The organism is Desulfocicer niacini (assembly GCF_054657595.1).
On record NZ_BAAHYK010000019.1, the window covers coordinates 1 to 23,102 of the forward strand.

Annotated in this window: 19 protein-coding genes; 10 read left to right on the forward strand and 9 right to left on the reverse strand. The window is 46.8% G+C overall.

The genetic code is table 11. The annotated features are described in order from the left end of the window. Positions 1-34: 34 nt before the first annotated feature. The gene (locus ACYQ2M_RS11705; protein ID WP_459916529.1) at positions 35-1,117 is read right to left on the reverse strand and encodes a KamA family radical SAM protein; all 1,083 of its coding nucleotides are present in this window, start codon (positions 1,115-1,117) and stop codon (positions 35-37) included. 585 nt (positions 1,118-1,702) lie between these two features. Here ACYQ2M_RS11705 and ACYQ2M_RS11710 point away from each other — a divergent pair. From ACYQ2M_RS11710 to ACYQ2M_RS11725, 4 genes are all read left to right on the forward strand, one after another. Then, a complete protein-coding gene (locus ACYQ2M_RS11710; protein WP_459916530.1) occupies positions 1,703-2,626 on the forward strand; it encodes a phosphate/phosphite/phosphonate ABC transporter substrate-binding protein in 924 nt (307 codons plus the stop codon). 261 nt (positions 2,627-2,887) lie between these two features. Then, on the forward strand, positions 2,888-4,933 hold the full coding sequence (locus tag ACYQ2M_RS11715) for an ATP-binding protein (RefSeq protein ID WP_459916531.1): 2,046 nt from the start codon (positions 2,888-2,890) through the stop codon (positions 4,931-4,933). After that, complete coding sequence (locus ACYQ2M_RS11720; RefSeq protein ID WP_459916532.1) at positions 4,934-5,296, forward strand: response regulator; 363 nt, start codon at positions 4,934-4,936, stop codon at positions 5,294-5,296. Positions 5,297-5,405: 109 nt separating this feature from the next. Further along, positions 5,406-6,065 carry a PEP-CTERM sorting domain-containing protein gene (locus tag ACYQ2M_RS11725; RefSeq protein WP_459916533.1) on the forward strand — a complete coding sequence of 220 codons (660 nt, stop codon included), beginning with the start codon at positions 5,406-5,408 and terminating at the stop codon, positions 6,063-6,065. Positions 6,066-6,313: 248 nt separating this feature from the next. Here the strand turns inward: ACYQ2M_RS11725 and ACYQ2M_RS11730 are convergent, their stop codons facing one another. After that, entirely contained in the window at positions 6,314-7,312 is a 999-nt protein-coding gene (locus ACYQ2M_RS11730; RefSeq protein WP_459916534.1) for a protein-tyrosine phosphatase family protein, read from the reverse strand. Between the two features lie 42 nt (positions 7,313-7,354). Then, complete coding sequence (locus tag ACYQ2M_RS11735; RefSeq protein WP_459916535.1) at positions 7,355-9,958, reverse strand: PEP/pyruvate-binding domain-containing protein; 2,604 nt, start codon at positions 9,956-9,958, stop codon at positions 7,355-7,357. Positions 9,959-10,308: 350 nt separating this feature from the next. Here ACYQ2M_RS11735 and ACYQ2M_RS11740 point away from each other — a divergent pair, with 350 nt between their 5' ends. Beyond that, positions 10,309-11,586: a CDP-alcohol phosphatidyltransferase family protein gene (locus tag ACYQ2M_RS11740; RefSeq protein WP_459916536.1), complete on the forward strand. Its 1,278-nt coding sequence runs from the start codon at positions 10,309-10,311 to the stop codon at positions 11,584-11,586. Between the two features lie 217 nt (positions 11,587-11,803). On the opposite strand, the gene ACYQ2M_RS11745 is transcribed toward ACYQ2M_RS11740, so the two are convergent. The 4 genes from ACYQ2M_RS11745 to ACYQ2M_RS11760 form a co-directional block, all read right to left on the reverse strand. Further along, entirely contained in the window at positions 11,804-12,655 is an 852-nt protein-coding gene (locus ACYQ2M_RS11745) for a 3-hydroxyacyl-CoA dehydrogenase NAD-binding domain-containing protein (RefSeq protein ID WP_459916537.1), read from the reverse strand. A 60-nt stretch (positions 12,656-12,715) separates the two neighbouring features. Beyond that, a complete protein-coding gene (locus tag ACYQ2M_RS11750) occupies positions 12,716-14,365 on the reverse strand; it encodes an acyl-CoA synthetase (RefSeq protein WP_459916538.1) in 1,650 nt (549 codons plus the stop codon). Positions 14,366-14,611: 246 nt separating this feature from the next. Next, entirely contained in the window at positions 14,612-15,862 is a 1,251-nt protein-coding gene (locus tag ACYQ2M_RS11755) for a thiolase family protein (RefSeq protein WP_459916539.1), read from the reverse strand. A 25-nt stretch (positions 15,863-15,887) separates the two neighbouring features. Next, positions 15,888-17,726 carry an acyl-CoA dehydrogenase gene (locus ACYQ2M_RS11760; protein ID WP_459916540.1) on the reverse strand — a complete coding sequence of 613 codons (1,839 nt, stop codon included), beginning with the start codon at positions 17,724-17,726 and terminating at the stop codon, positions 15,888-15,890. A gap of 232 nt (positions 17,727-17,958) precedes the next feature. Between ACYQ2M_RS11760 and ACYQ2M_RS11765 the strand changes: the two genes are divergently transcribed. From ACYQ2M_RS11765 to ACYQ2M_RS11785, 5 genes are all read left to right on the forward strand, one after another. Beyond that, on the forward strand, positions 17,959-19,365 hold the full coding sequence (locus ACYQ2M_RS11765) for a sigma-54 interaction domain-containing protein (RefSeq protein WP_459916541.1): 1,407 nt from the start codon (positions 17,959-17,961) through the stop codon (positions 19,363-19,365). 130 nt (positions 19,366-19,495) lie between these two features. Then, the gene (locus ACYQ2M_RS11770; protein WP_459916542.1) at positions 19,496-19,855 is read left to right on the forward strand and encodes a NifB/NifX family molybdenum-iron cluster-binding protein; all 360 of its coding nucleotides are present in this window, start codon (positions 19,496-19,498) and stop codon (positions 19,853-19,855) included. Next, positions 19,848-21,605 (forward strand): sensor histidine kinase, encoded by a 1,758-nt coding sequence (locus tag ACYQ2M_RS11775; RefSeq protein ID WP_459916543.1) that lies wholly within the window; start codon positions 19,848-19,850, stop codon positions 21,603-21,605. The genes ACYQ2M_RS11770 and ACYQ2M_RS11775 overlap by 8 nt, the downstream gene beginning before the upstream one ends. Beyond that, a complete protein-coding gene (locus ACYQ2M_RS11780) occupies positions 21,571-21,963 on the forward strand; it encodes a response regulator (protein ID WP_459916544.1) in 393 nt (130 codons plus the stop codon). Before ACYQ2M_RS11775 ends, ACYQ2M_RS11780 begins: the two co-directional genes overlap by 35 nt. Further along, positions 21,956-22,609 (forward strand): sensor histidine kinase, encoded by a 654-nt coding sequence (locus ACYQ2M_RS11785; RefSeq protein WP_459916545.1) that lies wholly within the window; start codon positions 21,956-21,958, stop codon positions 22,607-22,609. The genes ACYQ2M_RS11780 and ACYQ2M_RS11785 overlap by 8 nt, the downstream gene beginning before the upstream one ends. Here ACYQ2M_RS11785 and ACYQ2M_RS11790 read toward each other — a convergent pair. Together ACYQ2M_RS11790 and ACYQ2M_RS11795 are read right to left on the reverse strand one after the other, a co-directional pair. Continuing rightward, a complete protein-coding gene (locus ACYQ2M_RS11790; protein ID WP_459916546.1) occupies positions 22,596-22,799 on the reverse strand; it encodes a hypothetical protein in 204 nt (67 codons plus the stop codon). The two genes, ACYQ2M_RS11785 and ACYQ2M_RS11790, sit on opposite strands and share 14 nt — an antisense overlap. An 85-nt stretch (positions 22,800-22,884) precedes the next feature. Further along, positions 22,885-23,085, reverse strand: coding sequence for a hypothetical protein (locus tag ACYQ2M_RS11795; protein ID WP_459916547.1), 201 nt, complete (start codon positions 23,083-23,085; stop codon positions 22,885-22,887). Positions 23,086-23,102 lie beyond the last annotated feature (17 nt).

The window sequence follows — 23,102 nt, forward strand, 5'->3', positions numbered from 1 at the left end:
CATTTTTAAATAATGGTCAGGGCCTTTTTTGTTTTTATAATGGATAATGACAAATTTTTCCCAGATAGTTTTTAACCTGAATTGTTTTTGGGGATCGGGATTTGACATAGTCCGGTAACAGCGGAAGCTTGCCTCCACCCCCGGGAAGATCAATCATGTATTGGGGAATGCACATGCCGGACAACCGTCCCCGCATCTGTTCCATGATTTCAAGCCCCACACTGATGTCGGGGCGGAAATGAGCTGTGCCTGCAACGGGATCTGGATGGTGTAGATAGTAGGGTTTAACCCGGATTTCAAGAAGTCGGGTCATGAGTTTTTCCATGGTATCAGCATTATCATTGACCCCCTTTAAAAGTACTGTCTGACATCCCAGCGGAATGCCTGCGTTTACCAGTTTTTCGCAGGCATTGGTTGATGCCGGGGTGATTTCCCGGGGATGATTGAAATGGGTGTTCATATAAAGCGGATGGTATTTTTTCAACATCAATACCAGATCCTTCGTGATGCGGGTGGGCAGGGTGCAAAGGGTTCTGGTATGAATCCGGATGATACGCACATGTTCGCAGGCTTTCAGGGCAAAAAGTATCCTGTCAAGCTGTTCTGTTTGCAATAGGAGTGGATCACCGCCGGATAGAATTACCTCATTGATGGCTGGATGGGCCTTGACGTATTGGATACCCTCCTCAATTCTGTTACAGCGTTTTTTCCCGAAATGAAGATTTTCTTCCCCTACCTTACGTTTTCGCATGCAATGTCGACAGTACATGGCACAAAGATTGGACACCAGAAAAATGACTCGTCCCGGATAGCGATGGATAATGGCCGGTACAGGAGACTGGGGCTCTTCGGCCAGGGGATCTTCCACATTTTGTTGATCAGTAAGTTCCGCCACATCGGGGATGGCCTGTTTCCACAGGGGATCATTCATATTTTCAATTAAAGAAAGATAATGGGGAGATATCAACATGGGATATCGACGGGTCACGCCTGCCAGTGCTTTAACATCCACATTAAACCGTTTTGGGAGCTGGGCAGGTGTCGTAATTGCCTGTCCAAGCTGGGACCTCCATGTTTTCTCTTCTGGGCTTTGTTTTGCTTTTTGATCTTGTTTCAATTCACTTTTTTCCAATTATTTTGTTGCCTTAAAGGTGATTTTAAAAGTACTGGCCGAACCTATTCTTTTTGATTTTGGGTGTCAATGTGTTTTTTATATGAAAAAGTAAGTACTGGGTTTTAACAGCAACTGCTTTTTCATTGTTCGTTATGGTAGGTGCTACTGCCATGCGGGTTTATATAAAAACGCTGCCTCAAAGTAGCGACAGCAGAGCCCCCAACGACAATCCGATCCGGCCCAGGACCGTCGGCGGCCCTTTTGCCCTGCCGGTCTAAAGCGCAGGACCTGTGGCAGGTTTGTTCTAAAACAGCCTGCGCTTTTTAACGACCGGCAGGGCAAAAGGCCTGATCGCCTTTAGCTCCGATCGTGACGGATCGGATGGTTGTTGGGGGCGGTATTATGCCATTTTCATACTTCGTTGTGTTCGCCAGGACATGCGGGTTATATGAAAAACAGATCCAGGCTGGCTTTTCCATTGATCCTTGGACTTTGTTTTTATCATGGGGCATGATATGAATAATTTTATACGGTTATTTTAAGGAACATTTAAACTTGGAAATTCAACATGAACCTGGGAGAATTAATGTGAAATTCGCATGCCTCGTTCTGCTTTGCGTTTTTGTATGCTCGGGATGTGGTGGAGAAGACGAACCCGCAATTAAAGTGAATTTGAAAATAAAAGAACAGACTATCCTGAAAAATGAACCTGATGCACTCACCTATGCATATCTTCCCCAGTATTCACACACCGTTTCTTATACCCGCCATCATCTTCTTGTTTTATACCTTCGAAAAGAGACGGGGTTGAACATCAAACAAATATTTCCTGATACCTTTGATCAATATATGTACATGGTGGGGCAAAATAAAATTGATATTTCATTTTCCAATCCATTTGTTTATGTCAAAATGGCCCATCGATACGGTGCAAAGGCCTTTGCCAGAAGTATAGAAACCATCGGAAGGAAAGATTTCAGGGGGCAGATTATCTGTAGAACGGATAATACTGCCATTAGAACCCTGTCGGACTGTGTTCAAAAGCGGTGGATTGCCGTTGATTCTACCTCTGCCGGTGGCTTTCTTTATCCCCTGGGTTATTTTCTGGATCATGGCATTAAAAAGTCTGATTTTAAAGAGATCTCCTTTGCCCCCGGTCCCGGAGGCAAACAGGAAAAGGTGGTCCTTTCCATCTGTGCAGGTAAATATGATATCGGCACTATTCGTGAGGGTGCTTTGGATGTGGTGGTGGGAAAAATTGATATGCAGCAGATACGGATTCTGGCCGTGACGCCTCCCTATCCTGGTTGGGTGTACGCTGCCCGGAAAAGCCTGGATAAAACTATCGTAGAAAAAATACGCATGGCCTTTGAAAAACTTGACATAAACAATGACAACCATCGAAAAATTTTAAATGCTGCCCATTTTGCCAAGATTATTCCTGCCATGGATTCTGATTTTGACTCGGTAAGACGATTGGCCATCAAGGTTGATATAAGCCTTGGCCCGTAATTTTTTCGGGCGTGCTCATCAGATTGACCACTGCGGGGAGGGGGCAGCCAACTGTGACGGTTGCTCCATGTTGTGGGCAGGTCGCCAGTGCAAATTGGGTTGATTGCTCCAACTTGTTGTTCAGTGTGTTGCGGTGCATGTCAAACCCATTCTTAACCCCGCATTTCAGAGCGCCACAGGTGCACTAAAGATGCATATTGAGAAGGCAGAGGTGACGTTTTGCTGACATTTCTTATCCCGCCAAAGGAAACAATAAAGTTGATGAAACCCGGATTTAGAAAGAAAATATATGCAGCTTTTTTTTCTCTGCTTTTAATTCAGGGCCTTGTCCTTTTTTTCTGGGTCAGCCATGTCATGAAAATGTCATTACTTCAGGAAATAAAAAATCGTGGCATTTCCATTGGAACCACCCTGTCTGCCCGCATGGTGGAGCCCATGCTGGCCATGGATTTTTTGCGAATGCGGGTACTTCTGGACGAAACCGTGCAGCTTGAACCGGATATTTTTTATACCTTTGTGCTGGATGGGGAGGGCCAACCCCTGATTCATACATTTAAACAGGGATTTCCCACCCAATTAAAAAACCTGAATGCGGTATCTGATGATCATAAGGGTTCCATGCAGCTTTTGGATACCGGGGATCAGCTGATTTATGATTATGCGGTTCCCGTGGTTGTGGATGCCCATCGTCTGGGTACCTTAAGGCTGGGTTTTTTGAGAACCCGGGCGGAAAAGGCGGTCAGTAAGATCATGGTTTCTGCGGTGGTCACCATCACTTCAACCATATTCATTGCCGGGATTATGGGCACCCTGCTTTTGAATCCCATGACAAGAAGTATCAAAAAACTACATGATTCTTCGGAGCAGGCATTGCGGGGAAATCTGGATGTGAGAACGGCTCCCATGCTGTCAAAAAACTGTTGGGACATTATGAAGTGCCATCAAAGTCAATGTCCGGCATATAAGAATTATCATCACCGATGCTGGTACATGGCCGGCACCCTTTGCCCCACCTGTGTGGAGGGTGAATATGCCAAAAAAATTGATTCTTGTCACCAGTGTCAGGTCTATCGCAAATGCTCTGGGGATGAAATCCAGAGTCTGGCCGAAAGTTTTGATGCCATGACCCTGTCGTTAAAGGGAAATCTGTCCAGTCTTAAAAATGCCGAGGTTATTTTAAATGAACAAAAAGCGCGCCTTCAGACCATTCTGGATGCCATCCCTGATTTCATTTCCCTCCAGGACCATAAGGGGAGATATGTATCTGTGAATAGAGCTTTTTGTGATATGTTGAATAAAAAAATAGAAGATATTGTGGGCAAACTCAACGAAGACCTTTTTCCCCTGGGCCTTGCACGGCAGTACAATAAAGAAGATAGACAGCTGTTTAAATCCGGCCTGCCTTTGATTAAAGAAAATAAAATAACGGATGAAAAAGGCGTTTCATGGCTGCATGTGGTGAAGATTGCTGTTTTAGATGCGGATAATCGAGTGGGGGGGCTTGTGTGCAGTGGCAGGGATATTACAAAGCTTAAAGCCGTGCAGGAACAATTGACCCATGCCCAAAAAATGGAGTCTGTTGGACGTCTGGCCGCCGGAGTTGCCCATGAGATCAACACCCCGTTGGGGATTATTCTGGGCTATGCCCAGATTCTTCTGGAAGATGTGGAAAAAGAGGGGCAGATCCATGACGATGTGGCCACCATTGTCAAGCAGACCCGGATTTGTTCCAAGATCGTGGCGGATCTGTTAAGTTTTTCACGGTCCCGGGAAAATATTATCAGTGAATTTGATATTCATCATGCCATTGATGAAGTGCTGGATGTGATGTTGCATACCTTTGGATTAAATCATGTGAGTGTGAAGCGCGATTACTATCCCGGTCCTTTGAATATGAAAGGGGATAAGGAAAAGTTGAAGCAGGTGTGTATGAATCTGTTGAACAATGCCTTTGATGCCATTGAACAAGACGGCATGATATCCATTCACACCGGTTTGGGAGCAATGGCTGATGAGATAATGATCTCCATCTCTGATACAGGGCATGGCATCAGCAGGGAAAATATTGCAAAGATTTTTGAACCCTTCTATACCACCAAAGGACCGGATAAGGGAACCGGACTGGGGTTGTCAGTGACCTTTGGCATCATAAAAGAGCACAATGGCAGAATTGATGTTTTTTCTCCTCCTCAGCCAGAAATAGACGATGGTGGCATGGGAACCCAATTTGTTGTCAGTTTACCCACAGGCCTGAATCCTACTGGGGAGGTGCCGGAAAACAAGATTTTACGAGAAAAGGAGTCGTAAATGGCAAAAATTATTGCACTGGATGATGTTCTGGATGCGGTTCGGCTCATTAAACGAATTCTTGAGCGAAAGGGACACACGGTGATTCCCTTCACAGAGGAAGAAGATGCCATTGGATATGTGGAATCCAATGTCGTAGATCTCGCCATCTTGGATATTAAATTGAAAAAAATGAGTGGGGTTGAGGTGTTGGAAGAATTAAAAAAAAGATCCCCGGCCCTTGAGGTGATCATGCTCACAGGATACCCCACCATTGAAACTGCCCGGGAGTGTTTAAATCTTGGGGCTGCAGAGTATTGTGTTAAACCCATTGATAAGGATGAATTGGAAGAAAAGGTGGCCCAGGTGCTGGGGGGGATTTGAAAAATAGTTCCTTTGGTGTATGGACAATTGCATTGTAATTGATTTAGATTGTACGTAACAAATTTTAGAAATAAGTTTAACTGGATTCTTTGTATATGGAGGCGCAGTTATGAAAAGACATCTTATAACATGTACAATAGTTCCAGTATTGTTTTGGGTTTTCTTTTTTTCATCAAGCGTATTTGCATACGATTACGGGTTTGATAACATTACAAACAATAATGCAGGAGACGCCGCCATAGGTGAGGCCCAGCTATCTTTTTCAGTGACAGCTTATTCCTCTACACAAGTTGAATTTTTATTCAAAAACATAGGGTCTGAAGCATCCAGCATTGCTGATATTTATTTTGACGATGAGGTCCCGTTGATGACTTGGAGCCAATTTTCACAGATGGACATGAACGTTGTCTCTTTTAGTGAAGGTGCTAAGCCAGGTAATCTGCCTGGGGGAAAAAGTTTTGAATTTTCATCAGATTACAGCTATGATTCAGATTCGCCAACCCAACCCAATGGCGTTAATCCAGGAGAAGTCTTGGGTATTGTTTTTGATTACACCGACGGCTATGGCTTGGAACAGATTATAGCCGCCTTGAACAATGGCTCCCTTAGTGTGGGCATCCATGTGCAGGGATTTGGCTCAGGGGGCAGTGAAGGTTTCATTTCAGCATCTTCAACCAATCCCGTTCCAGAACCTGCCTCCATGGTATTGTTGGGCATAGGTCTTATGGGAATTGCTGGCATTTCACGAAAGAAAGTATTGAAAAAATAGTTTTTAAAAAAATAGAGACCTTCTTCCTTTTTAGATTATTCCAAAAATAATTATATCTTTTGGAGAAAGGATCCCTGGAAAATGGAAGCTATTGCGTTAATAAGTGTAAAATCAAGGACTCCAAAATATAGCTTCGCTTTTGCTTTAAGCTATGAATTAAACGCGTTCTTGTGAATATGCCCCTGATTTTTATCATGTCAGGGGCATATCATTTTGGGGTTTTGTCATTACATCGGTCAATCATTCTCTTACGTTTTGCTGTTTCCCATCATATGATGGAAATATTTTTGAACAAATTTACCGGAAATGGTATCTGACACAGAAAAGGCAAGGGCTTTTTCCGGCAGAAAATGTCCTGACAGGGCCAGGAATATACTGCGGGAAAGTTCATTGAGTATTTCCTGAAAATCATGAAGATCAGATTCCGCACCAATCCCATAAAACAGACATCTTGCAGGTCTCATGTTGTATATTTCACATGCTGTGCCGTTATTCAAAGGGCATAAAGACGTTTTTTTTTTTGATCCAGCCACCGCTTTTTGTATTAATATTTCCCGTTGGGCTGAAGAAAAATGTCGGTTTGTTCTGGAGTAAAGGTAAACCACTTCCATGAATGGAATTTCAAAGGGCTCCTGGCAACAAATATGTGACCCTTTACCACAGGGAGTCTGTGTTGCCGTTTTTTCGTTGTTATGATTTTCCATCTCGTGGGTCATGTTTTCAAGCAAGGCCTCATAATCTGAAAAAAAACGGCTTAAATCCACCCCTTTTTTCATCTCCAGGGAAGCCTCCCTGATTTTCAGGGTACCGGATTTTTTCCCATATTGTCTCAACAACTTCCACTGACGATAATTGGAGGGACTGGCTCGGGAGCATTTTAGTTTTTTTTTGGCAGCCTTCAGGCCCAGTCCCCGGCGAATCATGTAAGAGGTGATAAATGTGCCGGTGCGGCCGATGCCATGGCGGCAGTGCACCAAGACTTTTTTCCTTAGATAAATGGCCTCGTCCAGCCAGGCCAGGGCTTTTTCCATCTCTTCCATTTCAGGGATATCCTCATCCCATATGGGAAGATAATAGACCTCAAATCCAGCACCTTCCTCAATTTCATGGAGATCGCTGAACTCTGCGCATAGATTTACAATGGCGTTTATGTCCTGGGCTTTGATGGAATCCAGTGCCTCATAGGAGGTGGGGGCATATCCCACGGCAAGGTTGTCTGTGATCCACGTTAATTCGTAAGCTGACATCTAAATCATTCCTCAGGCCCATGTTGTGGCCAATCTCTTGGGTTATGGCTGGTTTCTGAAATCATACCGTCCTGCCATGAATTCATCAATTAGAAAGCCCATGTCATGATCTTTTTTAAGATACATATCCATGAGCCGGGTTGCCCCCAGAAGTCGTCCGATCATATCCAGGGTTTTTTCCATAGTTGACAGGTCCGCATGTCGAAATTCACCGTCCACAAGGTCGGACTGAACCGTAACAGTAAAGCCCAGGCGGTTCAGAACACCTTCAATGAAAGTGGCTCGCAATTTTCTTCCCCCGGGTTCCCCCCCGCCGCCTGAAAATCTGAAAAGAATATAATTATTCCCGGGCAGGTCCGTGCAGATGGTATCTAAAATAACAAAATGATAGCCAAACCGAAAGTTTATATTCACATACTCCGCTGACGCAACGGCGTAGCTGCCAAATCGGGGGGAATCCGCAGAGATAATTCCCCCTGCCATCACAATTTTATCGTGGGTTTCCCAATCAAAATGAGTGGCCTCGGACCAGTGGATTCCAGGCCTTAAAAGTCCCTTTAAGACCCATTGCATGGGAAGGCTTGTGATTTCTTCGGGGGTAATGGTTGAACTGTATTCTGCATTTGATGTAATAGCCTGTCCCACATCCAGGAGATAAAAAAGCATGGGGATGGGGCAGACAAGTTTTTTGGCGGACCTTGTGGGCCTGCCTTGTCTGTTTCCGGTAAAAAACATCTCTTTCACCGCTGTTTCATGGGCAAACCGGACAATATCGTGCAGGGATCGGCAGCTCCCGGGGGCAAAATGGGTGGATTCCGGATCGGTGAGTTTTAATTTTGCTGAAAAATCAATTACGTACCTTAATTTGATCATGAATGAGCTATTTTTAAAAAATGTCTCATTGGCTGGGGGGCGTTCAAGGGGTGTGGTGGATGATGATGGGTGGATGCCATCATATACCATTCCCCTGTCTGCATCCACAGTGATTCCACGTCCATGGATGAGGTGTTGAAACCCATGTTGCACATTGACAATGGCCGGTACCCCAAATTCCCTGGTAAGGGATGAAAAATGGCTGGCGGTGCTTCCCGAAGCCATGACCACTGCGGCCATGTTTTCAATGGCGGTGACAAACCGGGGAGGTGCATGGCGGACCACCAGTACAGAACCTCGGGGCATATCCTTCAAATGGGATATTTCAGACAGTCTGTAGACAGAACCAGATGCAATGCCCGGGCAAGCCCTTTTCCCTCCAGAGCAGAGAATGGTATGCGCTTGTTTTTTTCTTTCCCGGGGATGGCCTGGCTTTTTATCTCCTTTGTTCTCCATGGCATGCATGTGCAACGGTCTGGACTGAAGTATAAAAAGCCTGCCCGATGTGTCCTGGCACCATTCAATGTCCTGGGGATGCTTAAAATGTTTTTCAAGGGACAGTCCCCACCTGGCAAGGGTTAAAAGAGCAGGATCATCAACGGAAAGTTTATTTCTTTGATGTTGGGGACTTTCAATGGTAGACGTTCCCGTATTAGATTCATCTCTTATATTTGAGGTCAGCCCCATTTGAGTTTGTTTTTTACCGCAGGTTGCCTGAAGAATAACCCCTGGATTTTTCCATGATATGCGGATCTCATCCGGAGATACACCGCCGTCCACAAGAAGTTCGCCCTGTCCCCACACCGAATGGATCACCAGATTGTCTGATGTTGGTGTTTGAATGTCCCTGGTGTACATGACCCCCGAGGCCATGGAGTCAATCATTTCAAGAACCAGAACAGCCATGGGGGTTTCCGTATCCAATATGCCATGATTGATTCTGTAAAAAAGTGCCCGGGATGCATATTTACTGGCAATGATTTTTTTATAGCTGTCGGGGATATCCGTTGGGCCAACGTTTAATAATGTGTGATATTGCCCGGCGAACGAGGCAATGCCATCTTCTTTTACAGCACTGCTCCGAAGGGCGATGCGGATATCCTTTTTTCGATTTTGCCCCAGTTTATTTATGGCTTTGTCCATGGCCACTTCAATCTCATGGGGTACAATACCCTTTAAAATGAGATGCTGGATCTCAGATGCGGTGTGTTCCAGGCAGGTGGCATCAGTGATATTCAGGGTGGCCAGTTTTTCATTAATGGGCGTTTGTAAATTGTTGTACGCCAGAAAATAATGAAACGCACGGGTGGTAATGACAAATCCATCGGGGGTGGGCAGATGAAGTGCCTTTGCGAGATGTGACAGATTAAATGCTTTTCTGCCCACCATGGCCTCATCAAAGGAGGCTGCTTTGTCAAAAGAAACGGTGAATGGGGCAGTACATTCAAATTTTGGTGGGGCCAGCATGAATTGGACATAAAAATCAAATTTTTTGAAATAGGCGTGCAGGTCCCGGTATTTTGATGGACACATGGTTAAAAGCGCGTCAACCATGCCTGAAACCGCTTGGGAAAATTGCCCATAGGTTTTTATAACCGCCTGGAAATCATATCGTTTGTGATGATAATAAAGATCCTCCAGGGCGGCCAGATGTTCATGGGCGGCCTTGTCCTGTGCCAGTAACGCCTTAAAAGCCTCATATTTTTCTTTTAAAACCGTTTCCGGAGAAAATAACTGATATGTCCAGTATCTGAATAGATTTTTGATTAACATGGTCTATTCTTTCACTTGGTTTTTAGGGGTAGATGTGAAACACCGGGGATTTTTAAGGGGACAATAAAATGAGCTCCAAACGGGCGGTTGTTATTATCAAGTCCCATGATGGCGATTTATGATCAATTCTGAATGGGTAACTGGATTTTTCGTCCCGCTAACATACCGGGTAATTAAGCCCAAGAATATCACTGAAAGTACAAGAATACAAGTCCAGCCCAAATTGCCGGAAAGAAATCTGCCGGGTGGACTAATTATGGTTGAAATGATAAGTAGGGCAGCATGTAATCGTTGATGCCTTGCCGAAAAGAAAATTCGGCGTAAGAAAAACAATTTGTTGGGATGATATAATGGAAAGATTTTTTGTAATTGTGGTTTCAGCCGCCATCGGAACGGCCTTTTTTGTCTGGTTTTCCCATGCCATAAAAAAACAATCCATGCAGGACTATGTCATGTCCCACCAGTGGCTGTTGCATCCCAATTCAATTTGTTACTGGCGAACGGTCATGGCTGTTTTTGGATTTGGGCTTTACTTTTTTTCCTCCTGGCAATCCCTTGCCATATTTATATTTACCTTTGCCGCCATTCTTGATGGGGTGGACGGAGTTGTGGCAAGGGGGTGCGATCTGGTTTCCCGATGGGGTGAATCTCTGGATCCTCTTTGCGATAAATTGACCTATTTGCCGCCATTAATCGGGTTTGCCCATGGGGGAATTCTTTCGGTAAAACTGGTGTGGATACTTGTGGTGATCGAGTTTGCAGGTCAGTTCTTTGCCCGACGTATTCTGACAAAGATGAATTTTTCCGGTGCTGCCAATAATTTTGGAAAAATAAAGGCCATCATCTGTTTTGCTCTTGTGATTTTATGTGCGTTAATGGATAAAAATCCGGGTATTATAAATATTGCCGACGGGGTCCTCATGTCCTGTGTCATCCTTGCCTTTGCATCGGTGGCATTTAAATTTATTCCGAACCGACTTTATGCTGATATTCTGTCTTCTTTGAACTTCTGCTGTGGTGTGACAAGCCTGATATTGACATACCAGCATCGATTTGCATGGGCCATCTGCATCATCATTGCCGGACAATTGTTTGATCTGTTTGATGGTCGCATGGCTTTAAAGCATGGCGGTACCAAATATGGTCCCTACCTGGATGACATCGCTGATTTTGTCAGTTTCGGGCTGGCCCCTGCCTATGTGGTTGTGCAGAAAAGCGGTACATTGGCCTTGGTGGTGGGGGTAATTTTTATTTTTGGGGTGGCCTTTCGCCTTTACCGGTTTGTGGCCATGGATAAAAAGCGAACGGATATCCCCGAGGGAATATTTAACGGACTTCCCAGCCCTGCAGGGGCATTGATAGTTCTGGGTGCCGCCCTTATTGCACCACCGGTGATATTGTGGGGATTAACAATGCTTTCTGTGGGCTTGATGGTGAGCCATATACGGTTTGCTCATTTTGGGCGGGTGATTCTCAAGAAAATACCAAAACCTGTGTTTTTCATGATTTGTGCATCCATAATTGTTGTGCTGGCCTTTATCCTTAAAACAAAAAATGTCCAGATGTTCGGATATCTGATTCTGGGGTCTGTTTTAACATATATGATGGTGGGTCGAAAAATGTCATGAAAAAAGTTTGCTTGGAGCAAGGGCTGAGAATGGGTTGCCCCCCATAATTCATGGGGGGCAATGGACAAGTAGGGAGTTAGATCTTATTGATTTACCACTTATCAAGCCCGGCTTGCTGCATCTCAAGCACTCAGCCTCGGAATAACGGTAAATTGAGCACAGCAAAGTCCCTTAAGGATCCGTAAATTCTTGATCAATCAACATTGTCCTACATCCATCAGGTATAGTCATAAACCCCTTTACCAGTTTTACGTCCGAATCGTCCGGCTCGCACCAGTTTTTTCAGGTAGGGTGCCGGCATATATTTATCTCCCATTTCTTTGTGAAGCCCTTCCATCACCAGGAGCAGGGTATCAAGCCCGATGAGATCTGACAAGGCAAGGGGGCCGATGGGATGATTGCAGCCCAGCACCATGCCCTTGTCAATGTCTTCTGCCGAGGCAACCCCTTCCCCCAGCACCAGAAAAGCTTCGTTGATCATGGGACACAGCACTCGGTTTACGGCAAAGGCCGGGGCTTCCTCCACCAAAATGACCTCTTTCCCCAGGCTTTTCCCCCATTGTTTTGCAATTTTCAGGGTTTCATTGGATGTTTCATGTCCGTTGATGATTTCAAGAAGCTTCATCACCGGTACCGGGTTAAAAAAGTGGGTACCGATGAATTTGTCCGGGCGCTGGGTGATGGCAGCCAGTTCCGTGATGCTTAACCCCGAGGTGTTGGTGAAAAAGAGACAATGATCCGGTACAATGGTTTCAAGCTGAGCATAAACCTCTTTTTTAACGGCCATCACCTCGATGATCACCTCCACCACGATGTCTGCCCCGGTTGCGGCCTCGGTGAGATCCAGACAGGGCGTGATGCGCCCCAGCACCGTGTCCATCTCTTCCTGGGACATTTTCCCTTTTTTGACATTGCGTCCCAGGTTTTTCCGAATGCTGTCCATGCCGGTGTCCACAAATTGCTGTTTAATGTCCCGGAGGGTCACATCATAGCCCGCCTGGGCGCATACCTGGGCGATGCCGTTTCCCATGAGACCGGCACCCAGCACGCATATTTTTTTTATTTCCATGATACCTCCTTTTCCTTTCTGAATTCTATCCTCCATATGAAGGATAGAACCACTGTTTGATTAAAAAAGTTTTTTGTAAGAATCTCGCATATCCCGTTTTAAAATCTTTCCCGTGGGGGTTTTGGGCAGTTCATCCACAAACATGATTTTTTTGGGGATTTTAAAGGAGGACAGATGAGCCTTGCAGTGGGCCATCATCTCTTCTTCCGTTACCACCTTACCGGCACGGAGCTTGATTACGGCCACCACAGCTTCCACCCACTTGGGATGATACACGCCCACTGCCGCCACTTCCTCCACATGGGGATGGAGATACACCGCTTCTTCCACCTCCCGGGAAGCCACATTCTCCCCACCGGTTTTGATCATGTCTTTTTTTCGATCCACCACGGTGATATAGCGGTCTTCGTCCAATACCCCCAGATCTCCAGAGTGGAACCAGCCGCCTGCCATTGCGGCTTCTGTCTTGTCCGCTTCCTTAAAATACATGGTCATGGCATGGGGCCCCCTGCCGCAGATTTCACCGGGAACATTGACTTCAAGGATTTCATTGCCATCGGGATCTTCGATTCTTGATTCCATGTGAAGACCGCCCATGCCGGCGGAGCCGATTTTTTCCATGGCGTCTTCGGCCTTTAAAATTGTGTGGTAGGGGGCAAGTTCCGTCTGGCCATAATAGTTATACACCCCGGCATCGGGGAATTTTTCCAGAAGCTCCCTTAAAATTTCCCGGGGCATGATGGATGCCCCATAATAGCATTTCACCAGGCTTGACAGATCATACTTATCAAAATCGGGATGACGCAGCATACCTATCCACACCGTGGGCGGAGCAAAGAACATGGTGGCTTTATACCGGGCAATGTTTTTTAAAATCATGCCGATGTCCGGCGACATGAAAATGTTGGTGCCCCCCATCCAGAACACAGGATTCATGAACACATCCCGCTGGGCACAGTGGTAAATGGGCAGGGCATTGATGTTGATATCAGAACTTTCATATTTGCCGTCAATGATGGCGCCCATGTACTCTGCAATGAGGGCCTGGTTGCTGATGATGACCCCCTTGGGAAGGGATTCTGTTCCGCTGGTGTAGGTCATCTGGGCGGGATCTTCAATGCGCAGGGTCACATCGGGCTCGGTGTCGGGGTAGGGGGCATACCAGTCATCAAAGTTGAGAAAATTTTCTGAAGGGACCTGCTCCCCGGCCCCTTGGTTGGACCAGATCAGGGTTTTCACCGTGGGCATTTTGTCCAGCACATCCTTTACCTGGGGATAGAGGGTGTCTTCCACGATGAAGACCTTGCTTTCCGAATGGTTGATGCAGTAAGCAATGTCATTGCCCTTTAAAAGATAGTTCACGGCAAGGTATATGGCACCGATTTTGGCACTGCCCATCCAGGTCAGCACATGGTGATGGGTATTGTGGGCCAGAATGGCCACCCGGTCATACTTTTTAATGCCGAGATCACAAAGGGCATTGGCCACCTGGTTGCACTCTCGTTCCAGAGCTTTGTAAGTGCGGGTGATCTCATTGAACACCAGGGCTGTTTTGTCCGGAAAATGATAGCTGGTCCGTCGAAGCATGTCTGCAATGACCCATCGGTTAGTGCGATTGTTACGCTCCATGATGAATTCAATGTTTTCTTTGTTAATAAGGTTGTATCGTTCCTTGTCCGCGTTTGAAAGGGGTGCTGATGTACCTGGCATGATTCTATGCCTCCTTTTAAAATTGCGACCATAAATGCATGGCAGGACACCTTGATTAATCGAGTTCTTCTGGATCAGTCGAGCTGTCCTGCGTGGATATATCCTTTCCGAACGTGCTGGGCCATGATCCCCGGCTTTGGTTGTCCCAGGCGGGAAAAGGTCAATGGTGTACCGGGATCAAACATTCATTATTCCCTGCCGGGCCAGATTCTTTTTGTCCGGCAATATGACGCTACAGGTATAAAATTACAACATTTCAATGGCACAGGCCATGGAAACGCCACCTCCGCCGCACAATGTGGCAAGGCCCAGGGATTTTTTCTGGTGTTTCATCGCATAAATTAACGTTGTCATGATACGGGCACCGGTGGAACCCACCGGATGACCCAGGCCGATACCGGAGCCATTGACATTGGTGATCTCCCGGTTGAGCCCCAGTTCTTTTTCACATCCAAGGTATTGACCGGCAAAGGCTTCATTGACTTCCAGAAGATCAAAATCCGTAAGGGCAAGGCCGCTGTTGTTTAACATGTTTTTAACCGCAGGCACCGGCGAAAGTCCCATTACCGACGGATGACATGCGCCTCGGCCCACGGCCTTGATGCGTGCAAGGGGAGTTAGTCCCAGTTGTTTTGCCTTGTCTGCAGACATGATGATCATGCCGGTGGAACCGTCGTTGATACCACTGGAGTTCCCGGCGGTGACCTTGCCGATTTTGGGAACAAAGGCCGGCGGTAGGGCTGCCAGTTTTTCCATGGTCATGCCGGGACGAAAATGTTCATCCTTATCAAAAATCAGGGGATCTTTTCTTTTCTGGGGGACTGAAACAGGAACAATCTCTTCTTTAAAAAGCCCTTCATTGGTGGCTTTTTCTGCAGCATTGTGGCTTCTAAGGGCAACTTCATCCATTTCTTGTCTGGTGATACCAAGGTGCTGGGCTATGAACTCCGTGGTGTGTCCCATGATGTAGGGCTTGCCAATGAACATGCTCAAGGGTGCTTTTGTTTCATCCACAGGACCATCTTCCGGATGGGGAATGATGTGGGAACCGCAATGCAGGGCATGGATCATGTTGTCCACAAATTGATGGTCCTGGAGGCGGCAGCCCCAGCGGGCAGCTGGCACGGAATAGGGAACACTTGACATGTGTTCCGTACCCCCGGCCAGGATGACGTCGGCCATGCCTGCCTGGATCATGGCCATACCGGAAATGGCGGCTTCCATGCCGGAAATGCACACCCGGTTAACGGTGACGGCGGTGATGGTATCCGGGATGCCCGCCAGAAGAGATGCCACCCTGGCGGTGTTCAGGGTATCGGCGGATTCAATGCAGCAGCCATAGCGGACATCGTCAATGATAGCGGGATCAATCCCTGCCCTTTTGATGGCTTCTTCCATGGTGATGGCTGCCAGATGGGCACCGCTCATATCCCTTAGAGTGCCGCCAAAGGCCCCGATGGCGGTTCGGCATGCGGATACGATGACAACTTCTTTCATGATAATTTCTCCTTATATTTTTTGTTTAAAACCCATTGTCATGGATGATAATGGTCGGGCTTTCTTCGGCAAGAATGCCGTTTAGTTTTCCAAGGGTCACGGGGAGCAGGGTTTCAATAAAAAATCGCGCAGCCATGAGTTTGCCATGGTAAAAGGCTGCTGTTTTATCCGTTGCAATTGCCTCGGTTATGGTTTTGCCCTTTAGGCGTTTTGTCAGTGCCGGAAGGGCAGCACTAGCCCGCCACAGGAGCATCCAGGCCATGATCAGGTCTCCTGCAGCATCCATCAGGGGGTGGGCCACGGCAAAGGCCGATTTGAATACGGGTGATTTTATGCTGGCGGCAATTGCCATGGCCTTGTTGTAAAACGTATCGGCAACATGATCTACATGATCTGCCATTTTTTCAAGTTCTTTATGCTGCCTTGCCTTTTTTGTGGCTTTTTTAATTTCCGAGATCAAGGTCGTCAGGTGGGCACCTTTGTTCATGGCGATTTTTCTTCCCAGAAAATCCATGGCCTGGATGCCGTTGGCACCTTCGTATATGGAGCATATTTTGCAATCCCTTGCCAGCTGTTCCATGGGATATTCCCGGGTATAGCCATATCCGCCGAAAATCTGCATGCCGTCAATGCACACATTAAATCCTTTTTCACTGCAATAGGCTTTGACAACGGGGGTGAGGATTTCAATGAGCCCCGCATAACGCTTCTTTTCTTCCTGGGTATCTGCACAGTGTTTCTTATCAAAACAGAAGGCCGTAAAAAGTGTCAGGCTTCGCATGCCCTCCACATAGGCCTTCATTTTTAAAAGCATGCGTCGGACATCCGGGTGACCAATGATGGGCACCTGGGGAGCACCGGGCTTTGCACTGTCTTCCAGCGCACGCCCCTGGAGGCGACCTTCGGCATATGTTAATGCATGCAGGTAAGCACAGGAGGCATGGGTAAACGCTTGGGTGCCGACTTCCAGACGTACGTCATTCATCATATGAAACATGATGGCCATGCCCTGGTTTTCTTCACCCAGGAGCCAGCCCCTGCATTTGCCGGCGCTGCCAAGGGACATGCTGCAGGTGGGGCTGCCGTGGATGCCCATTTTTTCTTCAACTCCGGTACACACCACATCATTGGGTTCACCAAGGCTACCGTCTTCGTTGACCCAGATTTTGGGAACCAGGAAAATCGAGATGCCTTTGGTGCCATCCGGGGCACCTTCAATTCTTGCAAGCACCGGATGGATAATGTTTTCAGTGAGATTCTGCTGACCATTGGTGATGAAAATCTTGTTACCGGTGATGGAATAGGTACCGTCGTCATTTTTCACCGCCGATGTGCTCAAAGCCCCCAGATCCGATCCTGCCTGGGGTTCGGTGAGTAGCATGGTGGCCCCCCACTCACAGGTGTACATTTTTTTTAGAAAGAGTTTTTTCTGTGCCGGGGTACCGAAAAGATCCACCATTTTTCCGGCCCCATGTCCCAGAATGGCGTAGGTCATGAGGGTGTAATTGGCACCTATCATATATTCCAGTGCCGCCTGGGCCACAATGTGGGGCAGCCCTTGACCTCCGTATTCCGGATTCTCCGTGAGTGCCCCCCATTCGCCCTCCACCAGAAGTTTATGCACCGGGCGAAAGCATTCGGGTACCTTTACTTCGCCTTTGTCAAAGAGTACCCCCTCTTTATCGCACAGGGTGTATGTGGGCAGTATTTCCTTGACGGCAAGATTCCTTGCCTCCTTTATGACCATGTCCGCCATTTTTCGGTTCACATCGCTGTAGGCACCAGAATTAAGAATGCTCTGGGTGTTCAGCTGTTCGTATAAAACAAACTCAATGTCCCTTCTGTCTGCAATTACTTCTGCCATGGTTATTTCTCCTAAATGATTCAATAAGGAAAGTTTTATGAAATCTGGTAAATAATATTTACTCACCTTGTTTTGTCATGTCAAGTAAAAATGCATTAAGCTCTATATTTTCAGCCAATTCAAGGGTGGGGTTTCATGAGGGTGCCCAAAAAGAACTTGAATCTGCGGGTCACACCGGGTATTGAGTTTAATAAGGTGTTTTGATTAATCTCCAAAATAAGGATCACAGCCCATGCACGAAAATTCCACTGCCAGGATACAGGGGGTCATGACCGCGCCCCTGGATTTTTACGGTCTTATGGATGATCTGCCCCTGGGTATTTCCATCCTGGACCTGGATTTCAGGATTGTTTTTGTTAATCATGTATTTGAAGCGCTTACAGGCTATTGTGTTTCCGACGCCCGGGGGATTCCCTGCTGCCATATTGTGCGAAGTCGTGATTGTGTTATAAATTGTCCCGGGTTGTCGGTCATCCGGGGGAAATCACCCATCTGTATTGAAAGCGATATCATCACCCGGGATCGCCAGCGTCTTCCGGTGCGCATTACCGTGGCGCCACTTGTGGATACCGGCGGCACGGTCACCGGTTACATTGAGACCCTTGAAAATATTCGTTCCATGAAACAGGAGGGGGGAAAGAAAAACAAAGCTTATAGTTTTTCAGATATTGTGGGCAGAAGTCCCCAGATGGAGAAAATTTTTCAGACGGTCCCTATTCTTGCCCAGAGTGATACCTCCATTCTCATCACAGGGGAGACGGGTACCGGTAAAGATCTGGTGGCCGAAGCCATTCATCAGACATCCACCCGGGCTGCGGGCCCCTTCATTAAAATCAACTGTGGTGCATTGCCGGAGACCCTGCTGGAGTCGGAAATTTTTGGTCATCAGAAGGGAGCCTTCACCGGGGCAGTGGAAAACAAACCCGGCCGGTTTCAATTGGCCCACAATGGAACCATTTTCCTGACGGAAATAGGTGACCTGCCCGTTCCTCTCCAGGTAAAGCTTCTGACTTTTCTGGATGATAAAGTCATCTATCCCCTTGGCAGCACCAAGGGATTTAATGCTAATGTCAGGATTATTGCCGCCACTCACCGGGATCTTGAATCTATGGTTAGAGAAAAACGCTTTCGTCAAGATTTGTTTTTTCGCCTTAATGTGGCCAGGATACATCTGCCTCCCTTGAGGGAACGGGAAGGAGATATCCGTCTTTTACTGGACCATTTTGTCAATTTTTTTTCCAGTAAGCTCAATAAAAAAAACAATCGCTTCATCCCGGATGCCTTGGCTATTTTGCTTCGATATGATTACACCGGTAATATCCGGGAACTGCGAAATATTGTGGAATATGCAGTGAACATGGCGGGGGAAAAACCCATTGAACCGGATCATTTGCCCGCCTATCTGTTTGATGATGCCAATACCTTTATCCCCGTTGTGCCTGATATTATCCCTCCACCTGATCGTCCCCGTACCGAAAGAGGCCCTGCTGCGGCACCAAGGACCTGGGCCGGTGCAGAGCGGGAGATGATCCTTGATGCCTTGATCCAGGCAAAGGGAAGAAAGCAGACTGCAGCTGAGATTCTGGGGTGGGGAAGAAGCACCCTGTGGCGGAAAATGAAACAATATGAAATAAAATGAGCCTCCCTGTTTTTAAGCAAGTATGAATCATTGTGAAACTATTTGACAGGATAAGCAGGGCAGGTTTATACTGTTTGAAAATGAAAATTTCAGATTATAACAATGGCATTCCATGCGAGAGACAATCCCCATGATAAAAAAAATTCTCATTCCCATTGCTGGAGATGATGTGGCTCCCCGGTTTGATCTTGCCACGGAAGTTTTGATTATCATTGTCTCAAAAAATAATGCAATTGAAGAAGAACGTACCATTGTGCTTCCCAGGGCCTCTGCTGAGAAGCTTTGTCATCTTATTTTGACGGAACATATCCATGTGGTGATCTGTGGTGGCATTGAAGATGAATTTTATCAGTTTCTTCGATGGAAGCAGGTCACCGTTTATGACGCTGTCATTGCTACCTGGCAGGAGGCCTTTGATGGTTTCCTCCAGAATCGTCTGGCATCGGACAGCATTTTTTACACTCGAATGGTTGAGGGTAGGCATGTTTAAAAATTTCAGAATAAGCAGTTTTCTGGATCGAATCTACAATTCCAGAAAGGCATCCGCAGAGTATTACATTGTGCTTCGCAGAATTATTATCACCACCATGATGATTCTGACCACGCTTCCCCTGGGCATCATGATTATCATCAATCATTTCCAGTACCGCAATCATCTGAGAAATGAACTCATCACGCCCATCATCACCATGGCCAATAAAACCAAACATTCATTTGAACTGCTTCTGGAGGCGCGTCTGTCCACGGTTCGCTTCATCGCCACTGCCTACACCTATGAAGAGCTGAAAGATTCCCAAAATATCAAACGAATCCTTTCCTCCCTTAAAAATGAATTTGGCGGGTTTGTGGATTTGGGACTTATAGGTTCCAATGGTACCCTCGAGAGTTATGCTGGCCCCTATCCGCTGCTGGGTAAAAATTATGCCGATCAGACATCCTTCCAGGAGACTCTGATTAAAGGGAAATACATCAGTAATGTTTTTCTGGGCCATCGTAAATTTCCCCACATTGTTGTGGCGGTTCAACACCTCAACGATGACGGCCAGACCTGGATTTTAAGAGCCACCATAGACACGGATCAATTTGATAATCTCATCCACAGCATGGGACTCGATTCCAAAAGTGATGCCTTTCTTGTGGACAATCAGGGCATCCTTCAGACCAATTCAAAACTGTATGGCAACACCCTTGAAAAATGTCCGTTCAATATTCCCAGCAACCGCTTTGAATCCCATATTTTTGAAACAGAAGCCCCGGATGGCCAGAATGTGCTTATTGCCAGTGCGGGTTTCAGTGCTGCCAATTATACCCTTGTGCTGGTTAAGCCACGGTCTGTGGTGCTGCAGTCCTGGTACGCCCTTAAAACAGAATTGTTTGTGGTTTTTGTTATTGGGTTCAGCCTGATTCTCCTGACCATTATTCAGATCACCAACAGTCTGGTGCGACGTCTCCGGGAGTCCGACGAAAAACGCGAAAAAGTGATGGATGAATTGCAGCACAGTCAGAAATTGTCATCCATTGGTCGACTGGCAGCCGGAGTGGCCCATGAAATAAACAATCCCCTTGCCATTATCAATGAAAAGGCAGGGTTGGTGAACGATCTTCTGGATTATTCCGAGCCCTTTGGTAACCAGGCAAAATTTAAATTGCTGGTTTCTTCCATTCTGCAGTCCGTTGACCGGTGTCGGACCATTACCCACAGGCTGCTTGGATTTGCCAAACGCATAGATGTGAGAATTGAGCCCATGGATGCCAACGTGGTTGTAAAGGAAGTGCTTGGTTTCCTGGAACGCGAAGCGCTTTATAGAAAAATAGATATCCGTCTGAAACTTTTTGAAGAATTAAATACCATTGATTCCGACAAGGGCCAGATTCAGCAGGTGCTGTTGAATTTGTTGACCAACGCCTTTGCTGCTGTGGAGGATGGGGGGGTTATCCGCATTGAAACGGAAAATTTTAGGGTTAGCGGGGTCAGAATTACGGTGAGTGACAATGGCACCGGTATCCCCGATGATATTATTAAACATATTTTTGATCCGTTTTTTTCCACCAAGAAAGAAAAGGGCACCGGCCTTGGCCTTTCCATTTCTTATGGCATTATTGACAAACTGGGTGGCACCATAAACGTATTCAGTAAAGTGGGGCAGGGTAGTGATTTTGTGATCACCCTTCCCAAAAATCCAGAACATTCACCGGAGGATGATCATGACCAAGAAGAGCATCAAAATACTGCTGATTGATGATGAAGAAGAATTTGCCAACACTCTGGCCGAGCGTCTGGAACTCAGGGGATATGAAACCCGAACCGCTGCGTGTGGAGAAGATGGACTGGACCTTCTATCTAAAGAACGCTTTGACATTGCGGTTCTGGATTTAATGATGCCCGGAATGAATGGACTTGACACACTTCGTCGCATCAAATCTGATGCGCCGGATATGCCGGTGGTGCTGCTGACAGGGCATGGTTCCACCAGAGAGGGTATGGAAGGCATGCGCCTTGGTGCCTTTGATTATCTCATGAAACCCCTTGATATCAAGGACCTGACCCTGAAAATTCTCAGTGCAGTGGATGCATCGGACGGAGAAAAAAATGAGTGAACAGGATTTTTTAAAAACCCGTTTATTTGGGAAATTGACTGCCTCTGCCACCCATGAGTTCCAGAATGTTCTGGCCATCATCAAGGAGAGCGCAGGACTCATGGAGGATGTACTGGCCTTTACTCCCATGGAAAATGCCGACATTCTGGAAGAACGTCTGGGGATGCCCCTTTCCACCATAAAAAAACAGGTGGCAAGGGGTGTGGAGCTGGTTTCGTGTCTGAACGGATTTGCCCATACAACGGACCATGCCCGGACGAAGGTTGATCTGGTGGTCCTTTCCAGAAGGCTGGTTCATTTGACCCGTCGTCTGGGGGCAAATGTTGGTGTTGAACTGCTGCTTGAAGAACAGGATAAGCCGCTTTATCTCACCGTTGATGCCATGCAGCTCCAGCTTTGTATGTCCTGCGCCATGGAATCACTTTTCAGCGTCCTGCCGGCCCGGGCAGTCATTTCCATTGGGTTTAAGGGTATCGGCTCACCGTCTTGTGTGAGATTCAGTGTAACCCATCCAGACCAGCCCCTGCCCGGGGATTTGCCCGGACACCTTTCTGAAACGCTTTCCTGGCCCGTTCTTCTGGCGGCGGCAGCACTAATTGATGTCCGTCCAGAAGCCAATGAAACGGGAGTCTCTATTTTGTTCTAAGATATCCGCTTAATTCCAGGCGCGTGTTGTCCATGGGTGACATGGCCGGTTTTGCCAGATCGGGGGCAGCCTCCAAGGCAACCTCAGCAGAGCCGCCCCCCCGATGGGCAATAGGAACCGGACAATTGAGCTGTCTACAGTTCCGGTCCGGGCCCATTGCCCGGCGGGGGGGGCGGCGGTATAATACCATTTGGCTCCGCGTCTATGACCATATATCTGTTGTGTCCGACAGGACATGCCCGTCATATAAAACTCCGTTTAAAGGACTGCATTTATTAGAGTTTCATTTTTCGTTTTGGCTGGTGGTAGTAGGCATGAATGTTTATACTGAATCCCATATGATAAATTGGAACATCAAGTAAAAATACTGTGGGTGTTTTTATTCTCACAGCCCCGGTTTCTATATCTTGCCCCTGCCCAGCAATTCTAATTTTGGAGTCATATGCGTTTAAAACCAAAGAAATGGTCGTTTTCATCAACGTAATTTCACGTG